The sequence below is a fragment of the Pseudoalteromonas luteoviolacea genome, assembly GCF_001696455.1.
Taxonomy (GTDB): domain Bacteria; phylum Pseudomonadota; class Gammaproteobacteria; order Enterobacterales; family Alteromonadaceae; genus Pseudoalteromonas; species Pseudoalteromonas luteoviolacea_C.
In genome coordinates, this window is record NZ_MAUJ01000006.1 from 295,587 (window position 1) to 315,439 (window position 19,853).

General features: G+C 43.2%; 13 protein-coding genes. 3 read left to right on the forward strand and 10 right to left on the reverse strand.

All coding sequences use genetic code 11. The features are described 5' to 3' along the window. Positions 1 to 291 precede the first annotated feature (291 nt). From A7985_RS17995 to A7985_RS18015, 6 genes are all read right to left on the reverse strand, one after another. Positions 292 to 852 (reverse strand): hypothetical protein, encoded by a 561-nt coding sequence (locus A7985_RS17995; RefSeq protein ID WP_065791786.1) that lies wholly within the window; start codon positions 850 to 852, stop codon positions 292 to 294. 27 nt (positions 853 to 879) lie between these two features. After that, positions 880 to 1,041, reverse strand: a complete 162-nt coding sequence (locus tag A7985_RS26555; protein WP_176716768.1) for a hypothetical protein — start codon at positions 1,039 to 1,041, stop codon at positions 880 to 882. 844 nt (positions 1,042 to 1,885) lie between these two features. Next, entirely contained in the window at positions 1,886 to 2,437 is a 552-nt protein-coding gene (locus A7985_RS18000) for a hypothetical protein (RefSeq protein WP_065791787.1), read from the reverse strand. A 42-nt stretch (positions 2,438 to 2,479) separates the two neighbouring features. Continuing rightward, positions 2,480 to 2,698: a hypothetical protein gene (locus A7985_RS18005; RefSeq protein WP_065791788.1), complete on the reverse strand. Its 219-nt coding sequence runs from the start codon at positions 2,696 to 2,698 to the stop codon at positions 2,480 to 2,482. A gap of 349 nt (positions 2,699 to 3,047) precedes the next feature. Then, positions 3,048 to 4,067 carry a UDP-glucose 4-epimerase GalE gene (gene galE, locus A7985_RS18010; RefSeq protein WP_065791789.1) on the reverse strand — a complete coding sequence of 340 codons (1,020 nt, stop codon included), beginning with the start codon at positions 4,065 to 4,067 and terminating at the stop codon, positions 3,048 to 3,050. 71 nt (positions 4,068 to 4,138) lie between these two features. Beyond that, the gene (locus A7985_RS18015; protein WP_065791790.1) at positions 4,139 to 5,002 is read right to left on the reverse strand and encodes a hypothetical protein; all 864 of its coding nucleotides are present in this window, start codon (positions 5,000 to 5,002) and stop codon (positions 4,139 to 4,141) included. Between the two features lie 251 nt (positions 5,003 to 5,253). On the opposite strand from A7985_RS18015, the gene A7985_RS18020 reads away from it, so the two are divergent. From A7985_RS18020 to yjjG, 3 genes are all read left to right on the forward strand, one after another. Next, positions 5,254 to 6,153 carry a phosphoribulokinase gene (locus A7985_RS18020; protein WP_065791791.1) on the forward strand — a complete coding sequence of 300 codons (900 nt, stop codon included), beginning with the start codon at positions 5,254 to 5,256 and terminating at the stop codon, positions 6,151 to 6,153. 61 nt (positions 6,154 to 6,214) lie between these two features. Continuing rightward, a complete protein-coding gene (gene yjjX / locus A7985_RS18025) occupies positions 6,215 to 6,745 on the forward strand; it encodes an inosine/xanthosine triphosphatase (protein ID WP_065791792.1) in 531 nt (176 codons plus the stop codon). After that, the gene (yjjG, locus tag A7985_RS18030; RefSeq protein WP_065791793.1) at positions 6,742 to 7,416 is read left to right on the forward strand and encodes a pyrimidine 5'-nucleotidase; all 675 of its coding nucleotides are present in this window, start codon (positions 6,742 to 6,744) and stop codon (positions 7,414 to 7,416) included. Before yjjX ends, yjjG begins: the two co-directional genes overlap by 4 nt. 19 nt (positions 7,417 to 7,435) lie before the next feature. On the opposite strand, the gene rlmB is transcribed toward yjjG, so the two are convergent. From rlmB to A7985_RS18050, 4 genes are all read right to left on the reverse strand, one after another. Beyond that, positions 7,436 to 8,173, reverse strand: a complete 738-nt coding sequence (gene rlmB / locus A7985_RS18035) for a 23S rRNA (guanosine(2251)-2'-O)-methyltransferase RlmB (protein WP_065791794.1) — start codon at positions 8,171 to 8,173, stop codon at positions 7,436 to 7,438. A gap of 2 nt (positions 8,174 to 8,175) precedes the next feature. Next, positions 8,176 to 10,665 (reverse strand): ribonuclease R, encoded by a 2,490-nt coding sequence (gene rnr, locus A7985_RS18040; protein ID WP_065791795.1) that lies wholly within the window; start codon positions 10,663 to 10,665, stop codon positions 8,176 to 8,178. Positions 10,666 to 10,826: 161 nt separating this feature from the next. Continuing rightward, positions 10,827 to 14,906, reverse strand: coding sequence for an OmpA family protein (locus A7985_RS18045; protein WP_065791796.1), 4,080 nt, complete (start codon positions 14,904 to 14,906; stop codon positions 10,827 to 10,829). Next, positions 14,899 to 19,853: SdrD B-like domain-containing protein (locus A7985_RS18050; RefSeq protein WP_218061300.1), on the reverse strand; the 4,955-nt coding region annotated here is incomplete at its 5' end. The genes A7985_RS18045 and A7985_RS18050, both read right to left, overlap by 8 nt.

Below are 19,853 nucleotides of genomic sequence, written 5' to 3' on the forward strand. Positions count from 1 at the left end.
GAAGATCATGAACTTTGGAGCAAAACAGGTAGAACAAAAAGATATGTCATCCAAATGCTTAGCGATTGCGATATCTCTACTTTTCATCTTCAAGGGCTTCACCAGGCTCCATAACAAGGCAAACAGCTTTACCATGCTCAGTATCTTCACTTTCTTCATTATCAAGCTCTAGGGCGTACCTGATACGTGTGGAAACATTTTTTTCGAATTCATTATTTGAATGACTTTTCGCAACAAAAACAATTGCGAGTCCAAAGATCTATACACATAAAATAACAGATAGGACAATTATCATTCTACTTCCTTACTTCCTTCCATTTTATAGTTTTTAATTATTTTTATGGGGTAAGCAGCAATAACGGCAAGTGTTGTAACATTAATCAAGGCTCCAAATACGTTATAGAATTGGTATAAACCATTGTAATCAAGATAACCTCTAGCGATAAGTTGTGTCATTTGCAGTGTTGCAGTGACTATCGCCAGATAGCCAATTCTCTTAGCAGTATTAGAATACGAACACTCTCGGATAGAGTGAAGAACATAAAGAGTTGTAATACAAGCAGCAACAACTAATAGGTTTGAAAAGTAAAAAGTACGTCGCAAGGGCATTTTATCCAGTGGTAAAGACAATATGTATTTACTAACTTCAACACCAATAAAATGAAACACTAATGCGCATAACGCAGTTAAAAAGCATGAATGAAGCTCATGATCCTCTATGGTCTGTAAACTAGATTTACCACCAAAAAACAAACTAAACTTATGTTGCCAAAACTTGATAACTAAGAAGCAAATTATAAGTACTTCAAGGAATCTAATTAGCCAGCCTAAACCAGATAGAAACTCACTCATGCTTATTTTGGGTCCTTCCCACAAAAATTAAACTGATTTTGTCATTAAATATCTTTTATCGACTATTGCAGCCCTCATGGCCATCGGTGGTTGGTTTGTATCTGAATTTCCAGTAACCCCACCTGCAACTTTCAACAATTGCTTGTCAGATAGTTCTTTTAAGCTTTTCTTTTTAATCTGTAATTTCATAGAGCAAATACCTTAAATGAATAATTTTATAGCTCATTACAAATATTGTTGCAGCCATGTTAACTCAAAACATCTATTAGTACAATAACATGAAATTTCGCTAACTTTTTGAAACGAGCACACTAATAATAATTTATGTTGGTAAGGGTTTGAAGCTGTAACTAGGTATGATTATAGTGAGTAATTGAATAATATAAATTGTAATTTCTAGCGGGCAATAAGTCTTCGGTCACCCCCAACTTATTTAGTCACCCTCAATGACTTGAAAACCCCTATTTTACTAGAAGTACGTCCAATCTAGCATCGGTGCAACGGAGAAGCGACGCAACGCCGAACCGCCTGTTTTTAGTAGGCTAGCGCCTGATTTATCTGTGTTTTCTGCACTCATTATTTCGCCATAACTTCACTTATTTTGCAGCTTTTTCGATATAGCGCCTCTATACAGGTACCAAACGAATTGGACAAGTATTGAATCAGGAACCCTAAAAGTAATTACTTTTAACGCTATACAAAAGCTAAAACCGCAAACGGAAAGATTCGCGATACCAATCATGTTCGTGCAAAAATTAATAGCAAGATTATACACAAGGAAAGCTAAACGTTCAGTAAAAGACTCAAAGTAAGGGAGTGGAAATAGGGGGAAGGCGCCGTAAGATAAAGCAGAACTAATTTGCTGGTTCGAAACGAGGCATGAGAAGCAAAGCTTTTATATCAGTTTCTTATAAAGCGTCGTAGTATGGTGATTGACTTACAATGTCAGTTCAGACGCTTTTAAGGTATAGACCTTAACAAGGTGTGTTCCCTTCAAGAGCGCGTACACATAAGTGCTATACATTTAATATTTCTAAGTTTTATCACTTTTTTTAAAGCTCACGACTTGACTCAGTGGATACTTAGCAACAACGATTAATACGAGTAAGTTACATACTACCGCTATAGCGCCATATAAAGGCTGCAATCCGTTATAGTCAAAATAGCCCCTTGCAACCATTTGGATTAAACAAACCGTCATTAAGGTCACCGTAATGTACATGCTATATATTGCCGTTCTTGAAAAGGAGCAGTGACGAATGCTATGCAACAAATAAAGAACCACGGCAAATGCAGCACAGTTTGCAATTTGAACGCAGTAAAACAGCCGCCTCAATTTCATTTTCTCTAGCTCAAGAGACAATAACATTTCTGTTAAACCTGCACTAATAAAGTGCCAGCTCAGTACACAAAGAGCGGTTAAAAAACATGAATGAAGTTCGTGGTCATCAATTGTTTTAAGGCTATCTTTCCCCCCAAAAAACAAATTAAATTTCAAAGTCCAGAACTTAGCGACCAAGAAGGCAAATACAAATACCTCCAGGCCTATAACTCCCCAGTTCATTACTATTAACAATTCATTCATGTTGTTCCTTCAGCGCGATCTAGTTTTAAATGCTTTATAAGTTTATTTTTGGCATTGGATGGCCATAGGAGGCTCTGCTCCTCCACCAATAGCAATCCCCCCTTCAACCATCATTATTTGACAATTCGAAAGACCACGGAAGTTCTTTTTTTGATCATTGCGTTTTTGATTTTCTACACCCACAGAGGAAACCATGTTTCCAATTATTGAGGTGTTACGACTTCCAAATATTTGCATAAACTTAGTTTTTTTCAATAACATATAACCTATCCTTATGAATTTTTTAATAGTCTATAGCAAAAATTGTTGCACCAATGTTAACTTACATTACCACAGAGTACAATCCAGATTGTATTTGAAATAGACAGAATCATGATAAGTGAATAACTGAAAAGTAGGAAGGGGTATTATTGTGATTTAATATAATAATGAATAATTATTGGCAAGAAGAACTCACGATTTACACCGCTTATAAATAAATCTTTTGCAACAAAAGGCATGCACCACTTCAAGCATTATAAATGCTGAAATAGTATCACAGCCTCCTCGATAGTGATGTAATTCCACCAGCGCCCCGAGTTGGCTGTGCCCCAAATTAAGACTTCACACGCTATACCTCTTCATAGCCCTGCGGATTGTTTTTCTGCCAATTCCAAGAGTCAGCCATCATTTCATTAATACCTCTTACCGCTTTCCAACCTAGCTCTTGTTGGGCTTTTTCAGGGTCCGCATAACAAGCTGCAATATCCCCTTCTCTTCGAGGTTTAATCTGAAATGGCACAGGGGTTTTTGAGGCTTCTTCAAAGGCCTTGACCATCTCCAATACGGAGTACCCATTGCCTGTGCCTAAGTTATAAATGTGTACACCCTCATCCTTAGCTATTTTTACCATCGCTTTCAAATGTCCTAGTGCCAAATCCACAACATGAATATAATCACGCACACCAGTACCGTCGGGTGTATTATAGTCATTGCCAAACACACCTAAGCTCGCCAATTTACCCACAGCAACTTGCGTAATATAAGGCAATAAGTTATTTGGGATACCATTGGGATCCTCTCCAATCAACCCTGAAATATGTGCGCCTACAGGATTAAAATAACGTAATATCGCGATGGACCAACGGGGATCAGATTGCGCTAAATCCTTCAGAATCAACTCCACCATCAATTTAGAGGTGCCATAAGGGTTTGTTGTTGCGCCAGTAGGAAAGTCTTCTCGAATAGGTAAACTAGCAGGATCACCATAAACAGTTGCTGATGAGCTAAATACAATTTTAAAAACGTTTGCAGCACGCATTGCATCCAATAGCGTAAGCGTCCCTTGCACATTGTTTTGATAGTACGCAATCGGCTTAATAACTGACTCTCCGACCGCTTTCAATCCTGCAAAGTGAATAACTTGCTCGATAGGATGTTTTGCAAAGACAGAATCAACAAATTCTCTGTCTAGAATATCTCCTTGGTAAAACGTTACTTGTTTCCCCGTTATCTTGGACACTCTTTCTAATGCAGCTTGCGAAGAGTTAGCCAAGTTATCAATAATGATGACTTCATCCCCTTGCATTAAAAGCTCAACAACGGTGTGTGACCCAATATAACCTGCACCGCCAGTTACCAAAACAACCATATTTTATTACCTATATCAATAATTTAAGTTAACTACTATTTAACTAGCTTCTCTAAAGGCTACGTAAACTATCACTCGCTACAAACAAAAGCCAGAGCTTTGTAATTATAACTTAATCGCGTGATATTTGCTGAACAATAGTCTTTAAGATCTTTCCATAAAACGACATTTTTTGGGGCGGAAAAATTTCGCGTAAAGACTCGATTTCCGACAGCATAAGCGATGGTTTCATCGTCAAGCCAAGTATAATCCCTAACTTTTGATGGTAAGACGAAGTGTTTCTTTACCGATTGTAATTGCTCTGAATAGGTTGCAAACCAATGCGTATTGTTTTCTGTATAAGTAAAACTATAAACGTCAGCTGTGCGGTTGTACGCAAGACTTCGACCAATATCTTTTGCAATGAGTTTAGGCAGGTGTCCATTTATATCTGTAAACTGAAGAGTATGGGGCGTGCCAAGAATAAACATCATCACATCTCTATTTTTCCCCCAGACGTGGTAACCAACGGGTTCAATGTGGTCGAAAATACGTGAGGGTTGAACACTTTTATCATTTGGATAAAACCAGAGCTTCTGTTCCCCCGACGGCTCAACCACAATTGCAGAGACCCCATCATCGTGAGGGTAAATTGTAGGTGAATATTCTGATACGGGTGTGTTCGTTATATTAGAGTGCTTGTCATTTGCAAAGTTATAAAAGAATAGATCGGTCTGTGCCCCAGATTCAGATTTCAACTCTTTGGTATAAAACAACCCTTGGCGGGTAAGCAATGGTTGATTATGATAAGCATCTGAGCCCGTTATAGGCTTTACAACAAACCCAGCTTTAGATTCCTTAGCTATCCAAATTTGGCTCTTTGGCATTGATGCGTGTACACCTAGCACAGTCATAAAACAAAAAGCGCTCAGCGCTTTGAGAACATTTTTTATCATTGGAGCGTCCTTTTTATTTTTGATCTTACATAGGCCAAATAATAATTCCAATAAATTGTGATTATCTTTCGCCAATGCAAATAAAGAGCCGTTGCAAAGCGCTTGCGAATTTCTCCTCTTCCAGTAACATCAAAATACGATGGCAGTGTGGTAATTGAGGTCCACACTTCTCTCATGCATCCGGATGTGTATTTAGAGAATGTATGTAACTACCTAAAGTACAACCATTTTTGATAAATTTTGAGGTTTCGATGTCACAACAACACCCAATAATAGCGATTACAGGAAGTTCTGGCGCGGGCACAACCACCACAACTAATGCGATAAAACACATATTTCGAAGCCTTGATGCAAAAGCCGCGTTTGTAGAAGGGGATAGCTTTCATCGTTATACCCGCCCAGAAATGGACAAGTTAAAACGAGAAGCGCTGCAAGAAGGCAAACACCTGAGCTATTTTGGGCAGCAAGCCAATGATTTTGAGGCCTTAGAAGAGTTATTCTCAAGTTATGGGCAAACTGGAAATGGACGCATACGTAAGTACTTACATACTTTTGACGATGCTGTTCCTTATAACCAATTACCAGGAACCTTCACACCGTTTCAAGATCTAGAGCAAAACACAGACATGCTTTTCTATGAGGGCTTACATGGTGGTGTTGTGTCAGAAGCGCATAATGTTGCCAAGCATGTTGATCTGCTAATTGGCATGGTGCCCATCATCAACTTAGAGTGGATTCAAAAATTGATCCGCGATACTCATGAAAGAGGACACTCAAGAGAAGCAGTGATGACATCTATCGTCCGGAGTATGGATGATTACATCAATCATATTACCCCACAGTTTTCTCGCACCCATATCAATTTTCAGCGAGTGCCAACCGTTGATACTTCAAACCCGTTTAGCGCTAAAGACATTCCATCATTGGATGAAAGCTTCGTAGTAATTCGCTTTAGAGGCATCGATGATGTGGATTTTCCTTATTATTTGCAAATGATTGAAGGGAGCTTTATGTCTAGGGTTAATACTCTTGTGGTTCCAGGTGGAAAAATGGGCTTAGCAATGGAGTTAGTATTAACACCGCTAATAAAAGATTTGCTTATTAAAAAGCGCGCCTATGAGAATTTAGCCCCCACCGATTTGCCAATTTAATTTGCGTGATCATTACTGAGGCCAGTACACTAGCGACTAAATGAAAAAATAAGAAGACGCTATGATTAAGGTGCTTGTAGGTTCAAAAAACCCAGTAAAAATAAACGCTGCTAAAACCATATTTCAACGTTATTTCCCTGATAACGAAATACAGTGTGAGGGATTGCACGCACCAAGTGGCGTGGCAGATCAGCCCTTAGGCGAAGCTGATACACTGGCAGGGGCTGAAAATCGAGTGATGTATCTCAAAGCCAACCACAGCGCAGACTATTACTGCGCCATGGAGGGAGGGGCTGCTAGATTTGATTATGGTGCTGCCACATTTGCATTCGTCGTCATTGCGAACCATCAACAGTCTATAGTAGGACGCAGTTGCAATCTTCCACTGCCAAATACGATCTATGATGCACTTGAGCAAGGTGAAGAGTTAGGCCATGTCATGGACCGAGTCTTTAACACCACCAACATTAAACAGAAAGGCGGAGCTATTGGTTTATTAACCAATAATTTAGCAACGCGAGAAAGTTCATATACGCAGGCACTGACACTTGCAATGGCCCCTTTTATACATCAAGAATTATATAAATCATGAAATACACACACATTTTATTTGATGCAGATGAAACACTCTTTCATTTCGACGCTTACATGGGCCTTAAAACACTCTTTGCTGAATATGACGTTGAATTTAGCCGCGTGGATTTCGATGAATACCAGAAAGTAAATGCGCCTCTATGGCTTCAGTATCAAGAGGGGAAAATTGACGCGCAGACTTTACAGGTAACACGTTTTACCGATTGGGGGAATAGACTCTCAGTTTCACCTGAAATCCTCAATCTCGGCTTTTTAAATTCAATGGCGCAGATCTGCACACCACTTCCGGGTGCTGAGTCTCTGTTAAAAGCATTAAATCCAAATACTTCCATGAGCATCATTACGAATGGTTTTAGTGCGCTGCAACAAAAACGATTGAACAAGACAGGCTTTAGTCATTTCTTTGATCAAGTGGTGATCTCAGAACAAGTCGGCGTGGCTAAACCAGACCCGCAAGTATTTGAGCATACTTTTGAGCTACTAGGTAACCCAAATAAAAATCAGGTACTAATGGTCGGTGACACGCCAAAAAGCGATATTTTAGGCGCTAATCGGTTTGGTATAGATAGTTGCTGGTTACAGCACGAAGGACAAGTGTGTCCGGAAGATATAAAACCGACTTATCAAGTCAATTCACTGAATGCACTACAGACTCTCTTACTTAGCTAGAGTCTGTAGTGCTAAGCGTTTATAGGCTACGTTGACGTAACACTTCAAATAAACAAACACCTGTTGCCACTGATACATTCAAGCTAGATACCGTGCCAACCATTGGGATTTTCACCAATAAATCACAATGCTCCCGGGTTAACCTGCGCATTCCATCTCCTTCAGCACCCATAACAATAGCAACTGGCCCTTTCAAATCAGACGTAAAGATCTCATTGTCGGTCTCACCAGCAGTACCGACAACCCAAACACCTGCGTCTTTGATTTCACGTAGCGTTCTCGCTAGATTAGTTACTTGAATAAGCGGCACTGTCTCTGCTGCACCACACGCAACTTTACGCGCTGTGCCATTAAGCTTGGCTGACTTGTCCTTAGGTACAATCACAGCATGTACACCTGCAGCATCTGCACTGCGTAAGCATGCACCCAAATTATGCGGGTCAGTTACACCATCTAACACTAAGAAAAATGGCGCATTGTTTGCGTCAATAATGGCCTTTAAATCATTCTCATTGAGCGCTTTTGGAGCTTTAACATTGGCAATAATTCCTTGATGCTGTTCACCTTTAGCCTTATTGTCGAGCGCTTTTCTCTGCATAAATTGTACAGAAATACCAAACTTACGAGCCTCGTTGACGACCGCACTTAAGCGCTTGTCATCTCGTCCTTTAAGGGCGTAGATCTCTAAAAATCGCTCTGGCTCTTTTGCCAAAATAGCTTCGATAGAATGAAAACCAAAAATTAATTCATTACTCAAAATTATGCTCCAGCACTGTTCTTTTGTCGCTTACGGGCGTTTTTCCCAGGTCGTTTCGCTTTAGTAGACTTTTTACCTACACTCTTTTTCGTCACTTTTTTCGTACCTGAGGCGCTCGCTTTTTTACTCTTTTTCAACACACCTTTTGGTGTGGTCTTTTTACGCTTTTTCGCTTTTTTACTGTCTTTGTCCGCTTTTTCTTCCGATTTTGCGGGCTTCTCATTCGGTATCTTTCCCGCCTTTAACTGAGCTCGTACGCTGCTACTGGCGGCTTTTTCCGATTTATGTTTTTTACGTCTACGTGCATATCGATCTGGCTCTGCTTCGTCTGCTAAAGCCAAGTTAATACGTCTTTCATCCAAACTCACCGACGCCACCACAACACTGAGCTTATCCCCCAGACGGTAGACCGTTTTACTGTGCTCACCCACCAAGCAATGTTTTGCGCCATCAAAATGGAAGTACTCATGACCTAAATTACTGACATGGATCAGACCATCAATCTGCAATTCATCTAGACGAACAAATAGCCCAAAATTAGTCACCGATGAAATCACACCAGAGAATTCATTACCGACATGATCTTGCATAAACTCGCATTTAAGCCAATCTGCGACTTCACGGGTAGCATCATCGGCACGACGTTCTGTCATAGAGCATTGTTCACCCAATTGATCGGCTTCATCGTCAGAATAGACATACGCACCAGAAACTTGCTGCCCTTGTTCGGCCAAAATCCCCTTAATTGCACGATGTACCACTAGATCTGGGTAACGTCTAATTGGTGAGGTAAAGTGAGCATACGCTTTTAATGCCAATCCATAGTGGCCAATATTATCTGGTTGATAGACCGCCTGCTTCATTGAGCGTAATAACATGGTTTGGATCAGCTCGGTTTCTGGACGTTCGCCCAATGCATTTAATGCTTCGGTAAGTTCCAGTGGAGTCGGCTCATGACCGATTATGCTCTCAATTCCTAGATCTTGTAAAAACTGTCTGAAGTGGCTCAGTTTTTCAGGATCTGGTTCATCATGAACACGATACAAGCTGCTTGCTTCATGTTTTTCTAACAACCTTGCTGCTGACACATTGGCTAAAATCATACATTCTTCGATCAGCTTATGCGCATCATTGCGCACCACAGGGACGATAGACTCTATTTTACGATACGCATTGAAGACAAATCGCGTTTCCAGCGTTTCAAACTCAATGGCTCCACGTACTTGACGGGCTGATTTCAGTGCCATGTACATATTGTGTAACTCGCTCAGATGCGGTACCACTTCAGCGTATTCGCTGCGAAGCTTTTCGTCGCCTTGCAAAATCTGATGCACTTTGGTGTAAGTCATCCGTGCATGTGAATTCATGACGGCTTCGTAAAAGCGATAACCAGATAAACGACCTGCCTCAGATACCGTCATCTCTGCCACCATACAGAGTCTATCTACCTTTGGATTTAATGAGCACAGCCCATTTGAAAGGACTTTAGGTAACATAGGGACCACTTGCTCAGGAAAGTACACTGAGTTGCCACGCTCAATTGCTTCTTGATCAAGTGGGCTATTTTTCTCCACATAGTGAGATACATCCGCAATCGCAACCCACAGACGCCAACCCCCAGCGCGTTTTCGCTCACAGTAAACCGCATCATCAAAATCACGGGCATCTTCACCATCAATCGTCAGTAGCGGCAGGTTTCGTAGATCAATACGCCCCTGTTTATCACGCTCACACACGTGTTCTCCGTGTTTACTGACTTGCTCTTCTACAGCTTGTGGCCAGATATGGGGAATATCATGGTTTCTCAGCGCCACCTCGATTTCCATGCCTGGCGCCATATGGTCGCCAATCACATCCGTGACTTTACCCACCGCATTCATTTGTTTGCTTGGACGCTGGGTAATTTGAACTTGAACCATTTGATTATGACGCGCACCCTTTTCACTGCCCGGCAATATAACGATATCTTGAGATATACGCGGGTCTTCAGGTACCACAACCGCCATGCCATGCTCGACAAAGTAGCGCCCAATTATCGGGGCACGTTCACCTTCTAAAACTCTAACAATGCGTGCCTCAACCTTGCCGCCAGAGCCGCGACTCGCCGCTTTAGCAAGCACTAGATCGCCATGAAGTACTTTGTCCATTTGATGGCGTGTGATGAACCAATCTTTTTTCTCACCTTCCACTTCTAAAAAGCCAAAGCCATCACGGTGTCCAATCACTTTGCCTTTGACAAGACCGTCATCACAAGGAATGACATAGCACTTAAACTTATTAAAGTGCAATTGACCATCACGCTCCATCGCACGTAATCGCCTTTTGAAGGCCACCTGCCGCTCTTCATCAAACACATTAAGTGCCTGACACAACTGACTAAAGCTGGTCTTTTTGGTGCTGGCTTTGATGTGTTCTAGTATGTACTCACGGCTAGGTACCGGATTGTCGTATTTTTCTTGTTCTCTTGAGAGATAGGGATCCTGCTTTGGCATGCATTATCTGTGTAAAGGAGTTATAGCTTTATTCTAACGCAAAACAGCATAATGACCTAACCCCATAAAGCGCCATTTTTAAGATTAAAAGCTTATAAAAGGCAGCAGGTAACACTGAATTTTGTCACCCAGAGCTCAGAGGAGGTCCTTTCCCGCTGCACTTAAAACTTGCCAACCAAGTTCAAAAACCAACCTTTAGAGTCATAGTCTAAATCCGTCAAATCATCTGAGAAGCTCGTGAAGTTATAGCCTACTCCTAGCTTCATATGCTCCCCGACATGACGATGAATCGCCAAAAGCGCGCCAGAACGGTTATCTTGTGCCAGATCCACTGATAAATTTCGCCATTCAATGGTGGCATCCCAGTTGTGTATCATGTGATAGTCGGCGCGCAACACATGAAGGGTCGCTGCTGAATTCACCCACTCTCCTGTGTCCCGACCCATTCGGATCTCACCGACTCGTTGCGCCAGCTTACCCCCCAGCTTCCAGCGCTCAGTAAGCTGGTAATCCACATCCAGCATCCACACTTTACTGCGCTGTTGTGGTGTATTGTCTAAACCAGCTCCGCTAAGTTGAGAAGCTGGTGCTAAATCCTCTAGGTAAGTAAAGCTTGCTAGACCGAACCATGGGCTCGCGGCAATTGGCCTGTATGCGAAGCCAAACTGCGCCTCAGTAAAATCACTGTTTAACGCGCCTCGTGACTGACTATCAGCTAAAGAACTATCACTTTGGGCCCAATCTAGCCTCAGTTGTGCACGCCAATCGGTACTGATTTTGGCTTGGATATTTTGTCTAGTAAGCCAAGATGTACGAGTTTCGGTGCTATTTTCATCTTCTCTATATTCTAAAGCGCCGCGCCATTGCCAAGTCTCATTCTGAAATCCAACCGAAAAGGTTGTGGCGTCTCGCTCAATGAGGTCTTCTCCCTGCTCTAACTTCCCTTGCTCTAACCCAAAACCAGCCTGCCAACCTGCAAGAAAACGATGCTCAACACCATAGGCATGCGTCAGCCCTGTTTGTCTTGTGTCTTGCTGCCAGATTTGCTCAGCATAGACACTCGTTGCCGAGTTAAATCGATGTCTGGAGCCTGTCACCCAGTTCTTTTTCCTCCCATTGGAAAATATATCACCTCCATCGGGATCAACTCGATACTCGAGATATAGATTACTGGCGTCTTGATAGTGCCAAGTGGCACCCAGTTTACCTGCTTCACCCAAGTTTCCATCAGAGAGCTCTGTATTAAGTTCAAATTTATCAATAATTTGAGCTTCCACACCTAAACCCACTCGATTGTTTGCCGCACGCGCATGCGCGCGCTCCACTGAGCCTTGTACAAAAGCATAAGGTTGCCAATATTCGGAGCCGCTAAAGTCAATTTGCATCACAACGTCCGTGCGACCACCTTCGTCCCTCTGAGGAGTATTTGTAATCTCTGTCGCGTTTTTTGAGCGTTTCTTGTCTTCATGACGAACACCCACACTCGCCTTCCAATCGCGATTTAACTGATAGATATAGCCAACTTCAGCAGCCTGTCGGCGCTGCTGGGTTTGCGCATCTTGTATATCGACTTTTAAATTTAGTGCATGGCTTTCATTGATTTGCCACTCCCAAAAAGTACCAAATGCTTCGGTATCAACAGGACTTACTTGGCCTGTTGAATTAAACCCCATAGCAGCTTGTTGCCAATAAAACTGCCCTCGTCCCTGTTCATTGAAGCCAATGTCAGAAAGTTCAAATGCACTTTCAATACGCTTCGCATTGGCCTTTACCCCGCGTTCAGCGGATTGCTGTGGCTCAAAGTTGATGCCACCATTAAAAGAGCTTTGAATATCCGTGATACCTTCAGTTTGTGCTAATTCCACTTTTACGTAAGCGCTGTCGCTCGCACGATATGTCGCATCGAGTGCTGCTAACGTATCATCGAACACGGCTTGTTCTTGATGACTGAAGGTCGCCCCTAATTGGAGCTTATCATTGAGCCAATGGCTTAATCTTGCACCATAGGTCAGGTTATCTAACTCATCGATACCGGGTGTGTATTCATATTGGGCAACCAAATAGACGGGGTTACTGTCTAAACTGGCAGTGCGTACAAGTAAGTCATCTTGCTCAAAGGATGACAGAGGACGACTCAATAATACTCGCCCTTGCAGCGCATCAATATCATAGTCTTGCCCCGGTGATAAACGTCTTCTGACCAACACCAATCCTGTCACTTTATCTCGCACTTCAATTGCTACCTGCTCAGAGCCCTGAATAATATCTTGATGTTGTAGATAGTAGAGCGATCCCCCCGTCGAGCGATGAGATTCGTAGGCAGCGAGTGTGTTAGCTTGCGCAGCGAAAACCTGAGTCTGCGTTTGACCGTCACCGTCTATATTCACTGCCTCACTAATATATTTAGCTTGCAGACCATATAAACCACGCTCAACTCGAGCCAGCTCAGTGTCGCTTATTCTAGTATGAAAGTTGCCCCATAAAATATGCGATTGTGCCTTTTCTACTTTCAGATAGACTTTTCCGTTACTCGGCGCATCGTCTGTCACAGTAGAATCATCACCATACTCTGTTGGATGTTGCTCTTCTTCCAAACGACGGAACAAACTTTTGGGGTCTTTCTCATGAAGCCCAGAGAGCAGTTTATTGAGTGGTTGTTCATGCGTATCAATACGCGCGGTTACTTGGTACTCATCTTGCCATTTCCCGGTCACATAACCACTTAAACGGCCTTCAGCAAATAAGTTACCATCACGGTTATGCTCACTATTCAAAAGTGATACTGGACCATTATGACTATTTTGACCTAGTGTCAAATCTGCCATTGCAACGTAAAACCAATCACTTTGTGGCAGGGCCAAATCACGATGGATTAAGTGACCCTGTCCTTGGCTATCTAACAATGCGACTTCAGCTCGATGAAATCCACTTGCAACGATTTGCTGGTGGACAAACTTTCGCTCACGATTTACAGCAACAACTCGCCCCAAAAAATAAACGCGATGATGTAAGGGCACCTGTTGACCATACAAGGTCAATGTTCCACCTTTTAGTTTGATGTTTTGTTTGGCCAGCATAGACTGCCCATACCCAGCCATTAAATAACCTTCCAGTTTGTCTTTCTCAATCGCAAATCGCGGTCTAAAATCTGCTTGCACAAGACTCGTTTCATCAAACCGCCCCTGCTTATCATAGACTCTTAGTCGATATTTCAAACTCATACCCAGCAAGTTACTCGGCAGGCGCCAGCGTCCAGATAAATCATCGTCTAAGGCCACTTTTGCCAACACCCTTTGACTATTTGGCGCTAAAACCTGCACTTCAGCATAATCAAAAAAGCTGTGATAGTTACTATAGCCCTTCAGGTTTAACATCAGGGTGTTACCTGACTTGGTCAATGCGTGTTGAATGTTGAGTTTAGGTAACGCGTTGAGTGGGTCATACTTTAACTGCAAGTTAAAGTCGGCGAGATTTACATCGGCACAACGCTGAGAGTCTGCATTGTTAGTACCGTCTTTTGGACTAAAAGGTTTACCATCAAGAGTGATGCTCAACGGCCCTTTGTTAGTAATCTTGCGATTACATACATTGTCACGAACAGGTGGCGCAATAACATGTGCTTCTGAGACCGTTCTTGTTTCAGTATATACCGCAATCACCTCAACACGACGGTTTCTTGCCATACCTTCAAGTGTCTCATTGCTGGCAATAGGCTCTAGGTTAGAACGCCCCTCAGTCGTCGTTTTCGAAGTGTTCAGTCCGAGCTGTTCACGGAAATATGCCGCTACAATTTTGGCTCGATGCTCAGACAACCCTTGGTTTGTCTTATAAATCTTACGCGCATTGGCACTTAAGCGCTGTGAATCTGCGTGCCCAATAAAATGCAATCTAATGTCTTGCTTGCCACGCAATACACCAACAATGCGATCCATCTCTAATTTTGTAGTACCAGTAAGGTAATGTTTACCCGATACAAAGCGGATTGCCGAATCTTTGACAAACTCAGCAGACTTATTGTCTTTTACTTCACGACTCACAGTGACTTGTTTCGCTTTTGGCTCACTCAGTCCACTAAATACAAAGTGCTTTTGTACAAGTACTTTTTCGGTATTTACCTGCGCATCTAAGACACTCGATCTCTCCTCTGATAGAGTTGGCGTCATCGCATAACTTACAAACGGCGTCGCACTCGCTAGGCCACATAAAATCGTCAGAGGAGATAAAGTGAAGCGGTTAATCACTGCTCACTCCTACCTGCTTTTTAGCAGGAAGTGCTGGTATATAAAATGGGATCATTTCCGTTTCTAAATTAATTGGCAATGCGTACTGAGCTGCTTGCTCTTGAAGCCAAGTAGTTAAAATTTCAAGTTTTTGTTCGGCTGCTGTCGACTGCTCTTGCTCTGATAGCTGATAGGCAACACGTAATATTGTTGGAGTTTGGTCAAGCGCCTGTATTAATTGCAGTATTTGTTGCTGATATGCAGCTTGAATCTCTGAGTGGCTAAATACCTGCTTGGTTACTTCAATTCTCGCCACTCTGTGAATACTTGTAGCAAAATCAAGTTGCTGTGATTTACCTCGAGTCAAACGTACCACTCTTGGATTTTCAGTGATAACACGATAGCCAGAAGGTAAACTGCGCTCATCCAGCTTCACGATAAAATTACTGCCCCGTACTGAGTGTGGGATATCTGCACAAGCTAAATGATAACGGCCATATTGATCGGTTGTTATCCAAAGGCCTTGGGCCGTTGCCAAACGTACCGCCGCTAATCCTTGTTCATCAGAATCTTGTATCCCATTACGGTTGCTGTCATCAAAGACCTGGCCTGTGAGGTCACTACAATCGAAAATAGGATCAGGTACCACTTGCACCGCGGCTGTGCCGACATTAGAAATTCGATTGCCAGCTCCTAATTGATATAACCCACCAACAAACTCTACCCACGCCTGGTTGACGTACTTGCCTTCGCTTACGCCACTACCCACTACCGCGAGTAATTCTATATTCACTGTTTGTTGTGGCTGCAACGATTTACCATGCCAGCCCAACTGTCGACCGTTTAACACAGGTTCTTGCTTCAACCCATCTACCTTGGCACTGCCCGCAACATATTTGAGGCCTGCAGGCAATTGGTCAACAAAGGTCAATGGTGCAAGTGCTTGCTCTGATTGATTGGTCAATTTAATCCGATACGGTACTAACTCACCAACCACGACCTCTTGTTTCAGAGCTTGTTTACTGACACTAACAAGATCATCTCCAAAGGCATCTAGTGGAATATGGTTATTAACAACATTGCCCGATGGCAGTTTTGGCTCAATGTAAAAACGCTGATAATACTGAGTTGTATGCATATCTTGCAGTGCTTGATCAGAATGTCCGGCACACTGATTAGCATCATGTATTGGCGTTTCGAGTGTTGGAACCGTTTCTTCTGCGTATATTGTTATTGGCAGCTCTCGAGCTCCTACTCGCAGTGTGTTGTTACATACAGGAAGCAACTCCGAGCCCTGCGGTTTATAACCATTGGGGGCAGTAACCTGCAATTCATAAACACCAGCTGGGGCTTGTGCAAACAGTAAAAACTGATAGTAACCGTCATCGCTGGTGGTCTGTTCAACATTCGCCTCTCCACCAACAAGGTGGAATTCAGGTTCAAAACCCTGTGGGCCAGTGATTTTTATTTTCGCGCCAGTTATCGGCAGGCGAAGCTTTGAATCGTAAATGACACCTGAAGGGTCAACTGGCAGTGATTGGTTTTGCACTTTTTCGCCAGCGCTCACTCGCAAGTTTAAGATCGTGCCTTTTTCCGTACTTGCATCTGGGTCATCAGAAACAGGTAGCCCATAAATCACGCCTCCTTTAGGGTGCCTAAATCTAATTTCATAGGTACCTACGGGCAGCCCTTGAAAGGTGTACTCGCCATTTTCGTCCGATTGAACAGTTGCAAGCGCTTCAGCATCCAGTGGATTCCCTTCACCAGTCATTGGATCTGGAAGAAGTTCAACAAGCCAACCACTTTGACCGTTGTTATCGTCTTTCTCGCGATTGTGATTTTTATCTAACCAGACCAACCCTGATATGCTGGCAGGGTCCATTAACTGCTCACCGAAATTATACGAATGTGCTTTGGTGACATGGCGTTCAATGTGGATCTGAGATATTTGATCGTCACCTAATACACCACCAATACTGCCCACACTATCCAGCCCATCTTGGGTGTTTTCTGGTTGAAACTCCGTAATGGTAAAACCGTTTTCTGCAGATAAAGGCAAGTCAGCAAATTCATAGCGGCCATAAGCATCCGTCAAGACTTCTCGTTTCAAAGGCTGATTGTCTAAATCCGCGCCCTCAATCAAAAGTTTGACCGCGCTTAAACCCATTTCATAGGTGTCTTGCGTTCCGTTATCATTTAAGTCCACATAAACTCTACCGGCTAAATCGCTGCCGCGTTCCGCAAAGTTGTAACCTGCGGCATGCTGACCAAGTGCTATTTCAATGCCTGTAAACAGATCTTCACCAACGGTACCGCCACTGTCACCGAGTTGCTCTTTACCGTCTAACCAAGCTAAAGGCTGAGTTTGCTGAACTTGGTAAGTGCCAGGATAAAGAGCATCAAACTCAAAAGCACCGAGTTCATTGGTTAACACTGTACGCTCTATCATTTCACCATCAAGTGTGACACCTGATAGCGAGACTTCTACAGCACTCACGCGCAATGTTTCATCATTTTCTAAAGTGCCATCTTCGTCGGCGTCAACCCAAACAGTTCCCTGCAAGGATGCTTTTGGTAATTCAGCAAAGTCAAAATTGCCGTACTGTTTAAGCTCACTTACAACCCCAATAGCAATTGCGTCAGAACCTTTAGAATTTGCAAGAACCACCCCGCTATTTGACTCTCGTCCATCGAGGTATGCGTCAGGCTGTTGCTTTTGAGATACCACATAACCATCAGAATTAGATGGTGGTAACTGAGTAAATAGATAAACCCCCAATTCATTAGTTAGAACACTGCGCTCCACTAAATTGCCGCGATGATCTCGACCGGTCAGTATAATTTCATTGCCAACTATCGCATTCTCCACAACACCTGAGTAAATGCCTGAATCATTAGGGTCCAGGAATACACGACCACTGACAGCAATACCAAACCCCTCGGTAAAGTGCTGTGCGACTAGTTCCTCGCCTTGTGCTAAAACTAAGTTTGAAATCTCATCAGACTGATTTGATTCTGGTATCACAGTGCCACTTTGGTACTCATATCCGTCAACATATAACTCTGGTTGTATCTGAGTCAGTGTGTAGCCTTGTTCATCACTTTTAGGGAGCTGTGTAAATTCGAAATGACCCGCACTATTTGTTGTTGCGCTTAGTTCTATTTTCTGACCATTTGAATTACGCCCAGATAGAATAATCACACTGTTATTGATCGGCTCATCATGTGACAACATCAATCCATCGTGATTGGTATCAACGAAAACAGCACCTGCGATACGACCTTGATATAACTCGGCAAAGTGATACCCCATTACTTGCTCATTGGTACCCAAATTGACAGTAAACATATCATTGCTATTGGAGATAATTGTACCGTTTAAAGACTCTTCTCCATCTTTAAATCCAGCAGGTTGCTGCTGAGTAATTAGGTAACCAGCATCGTTACTTGCTACCAAGTTAGTAAAAGTAAATACCCCTAGTTCGTTCGTCAGTGTCTCTAATTGAACATCATCGCCATACTTAGTCATACCCGACAGAGTAATAGTGACTCCTGATAACCCAACTTCGTCGACAGACCAAATGCCGTTGGCATCACTATCAGCATAAACAAACCCTTGGATTTCGCTCCCTGCATGTAACTGCTCGGTAAAAACAGCTAGTTCTGTTTTAACCATGTCTTTAGATAAAATAACTTGGAGCTCACTTTGAGAACCAAATTGATCTGCCGTTGCACCTAGGTAGTCCTGACCTTCAAGGTAGTTCGTCGCCCCTTGCGTGATCGTATAGCCCGCTTGATTTGAAGCGCGCAGCTCTGTGAAATGAAATGCCCCTTTGGCATCGGTTACCGTGCTGAGCTCAACCACTTCACCATAGAGATCCTGACCACTTAGCTGGATAGCAATCCCTTGCAGTGCAAAGTCATTGCCGTTCAGGTCGCCATCTTGGTTGATGTCTACAAACACACGACCCGACACTGATTTGTCACCCGAATTTAATTGCGCTGTAAACGTAAGCGCTGCCGCCGCTTCCTCATTCAACAGCACTTGGATCTCACTTTGAGAACCAAATTGATCCGCCGTTGCACCTAGGTAATCCTGACCTTCAAGGTAGTTCGTTGCCCCTTGCGTGATCGTATAGCCCGCTTGATTTGAAGCGCGCAGCTCCGTGAAATGAAATGCCCCTTTGGCATCGGTTACCGTGCTGAGCTCAACCACTTCACCATAGAGATCCTGACCGCTTAGCTGGATCGCAACCCCTTGTAGAGCAAAGTCATTGCCGTTCAGGTCGCCATCTTGGTTGATGTCCACAAACACACGGCCTGATACTGATTTGTCACCTGAGTTTAATTGCGCTGTAAACGTAAGCGCTGCCACTGCTTCCTCATTCAACAGCACTTGGATCTCACTTTGAGAACCAAATTGATCCGCCTTTACACCTAGGTAGTCCTGACCCTCAAGGTAGTTCGTCGCCCCTTGCGTGATCGTATAACCCGCTTGATTTGAAGCGCGCAGCTCTGTGAAATCAAATGCCCCTTTGGCATCGGTTACCGTGCTGAGCTCAACCATTTCACCATAGAGATCCTGACCACTTAGCTGGATCGCAATCCCTTGCAGTGCAAAGTCATTACCGTTCAGATCACCATCTTGGTTGATGTCTACAAACACACGGCCTGATACTGATTTGTCACCTGAGTTTAATTGCGCTGTAAACGTAAGCGCTGCCACTGCTTCCTCATTCAACAGCACTTGGATCTCACTTTGAGAACCAAATTGATCCGCCGTTACACCTAGGTAGTCCTGACCCTCAAGGTAGTTCGTCGCCCCTTGCGTGATCGTATAACCCGCTTGATTTGAAGCGCGCAGCTCCGTGAAATGAAATGCCCCTTTGGCATCGGTTACCGTGCTGAGCTCAACCACTTCACCATAGAGATCCTGACCGCTTAGCTGGATCGCAACCCCTTGTAGAG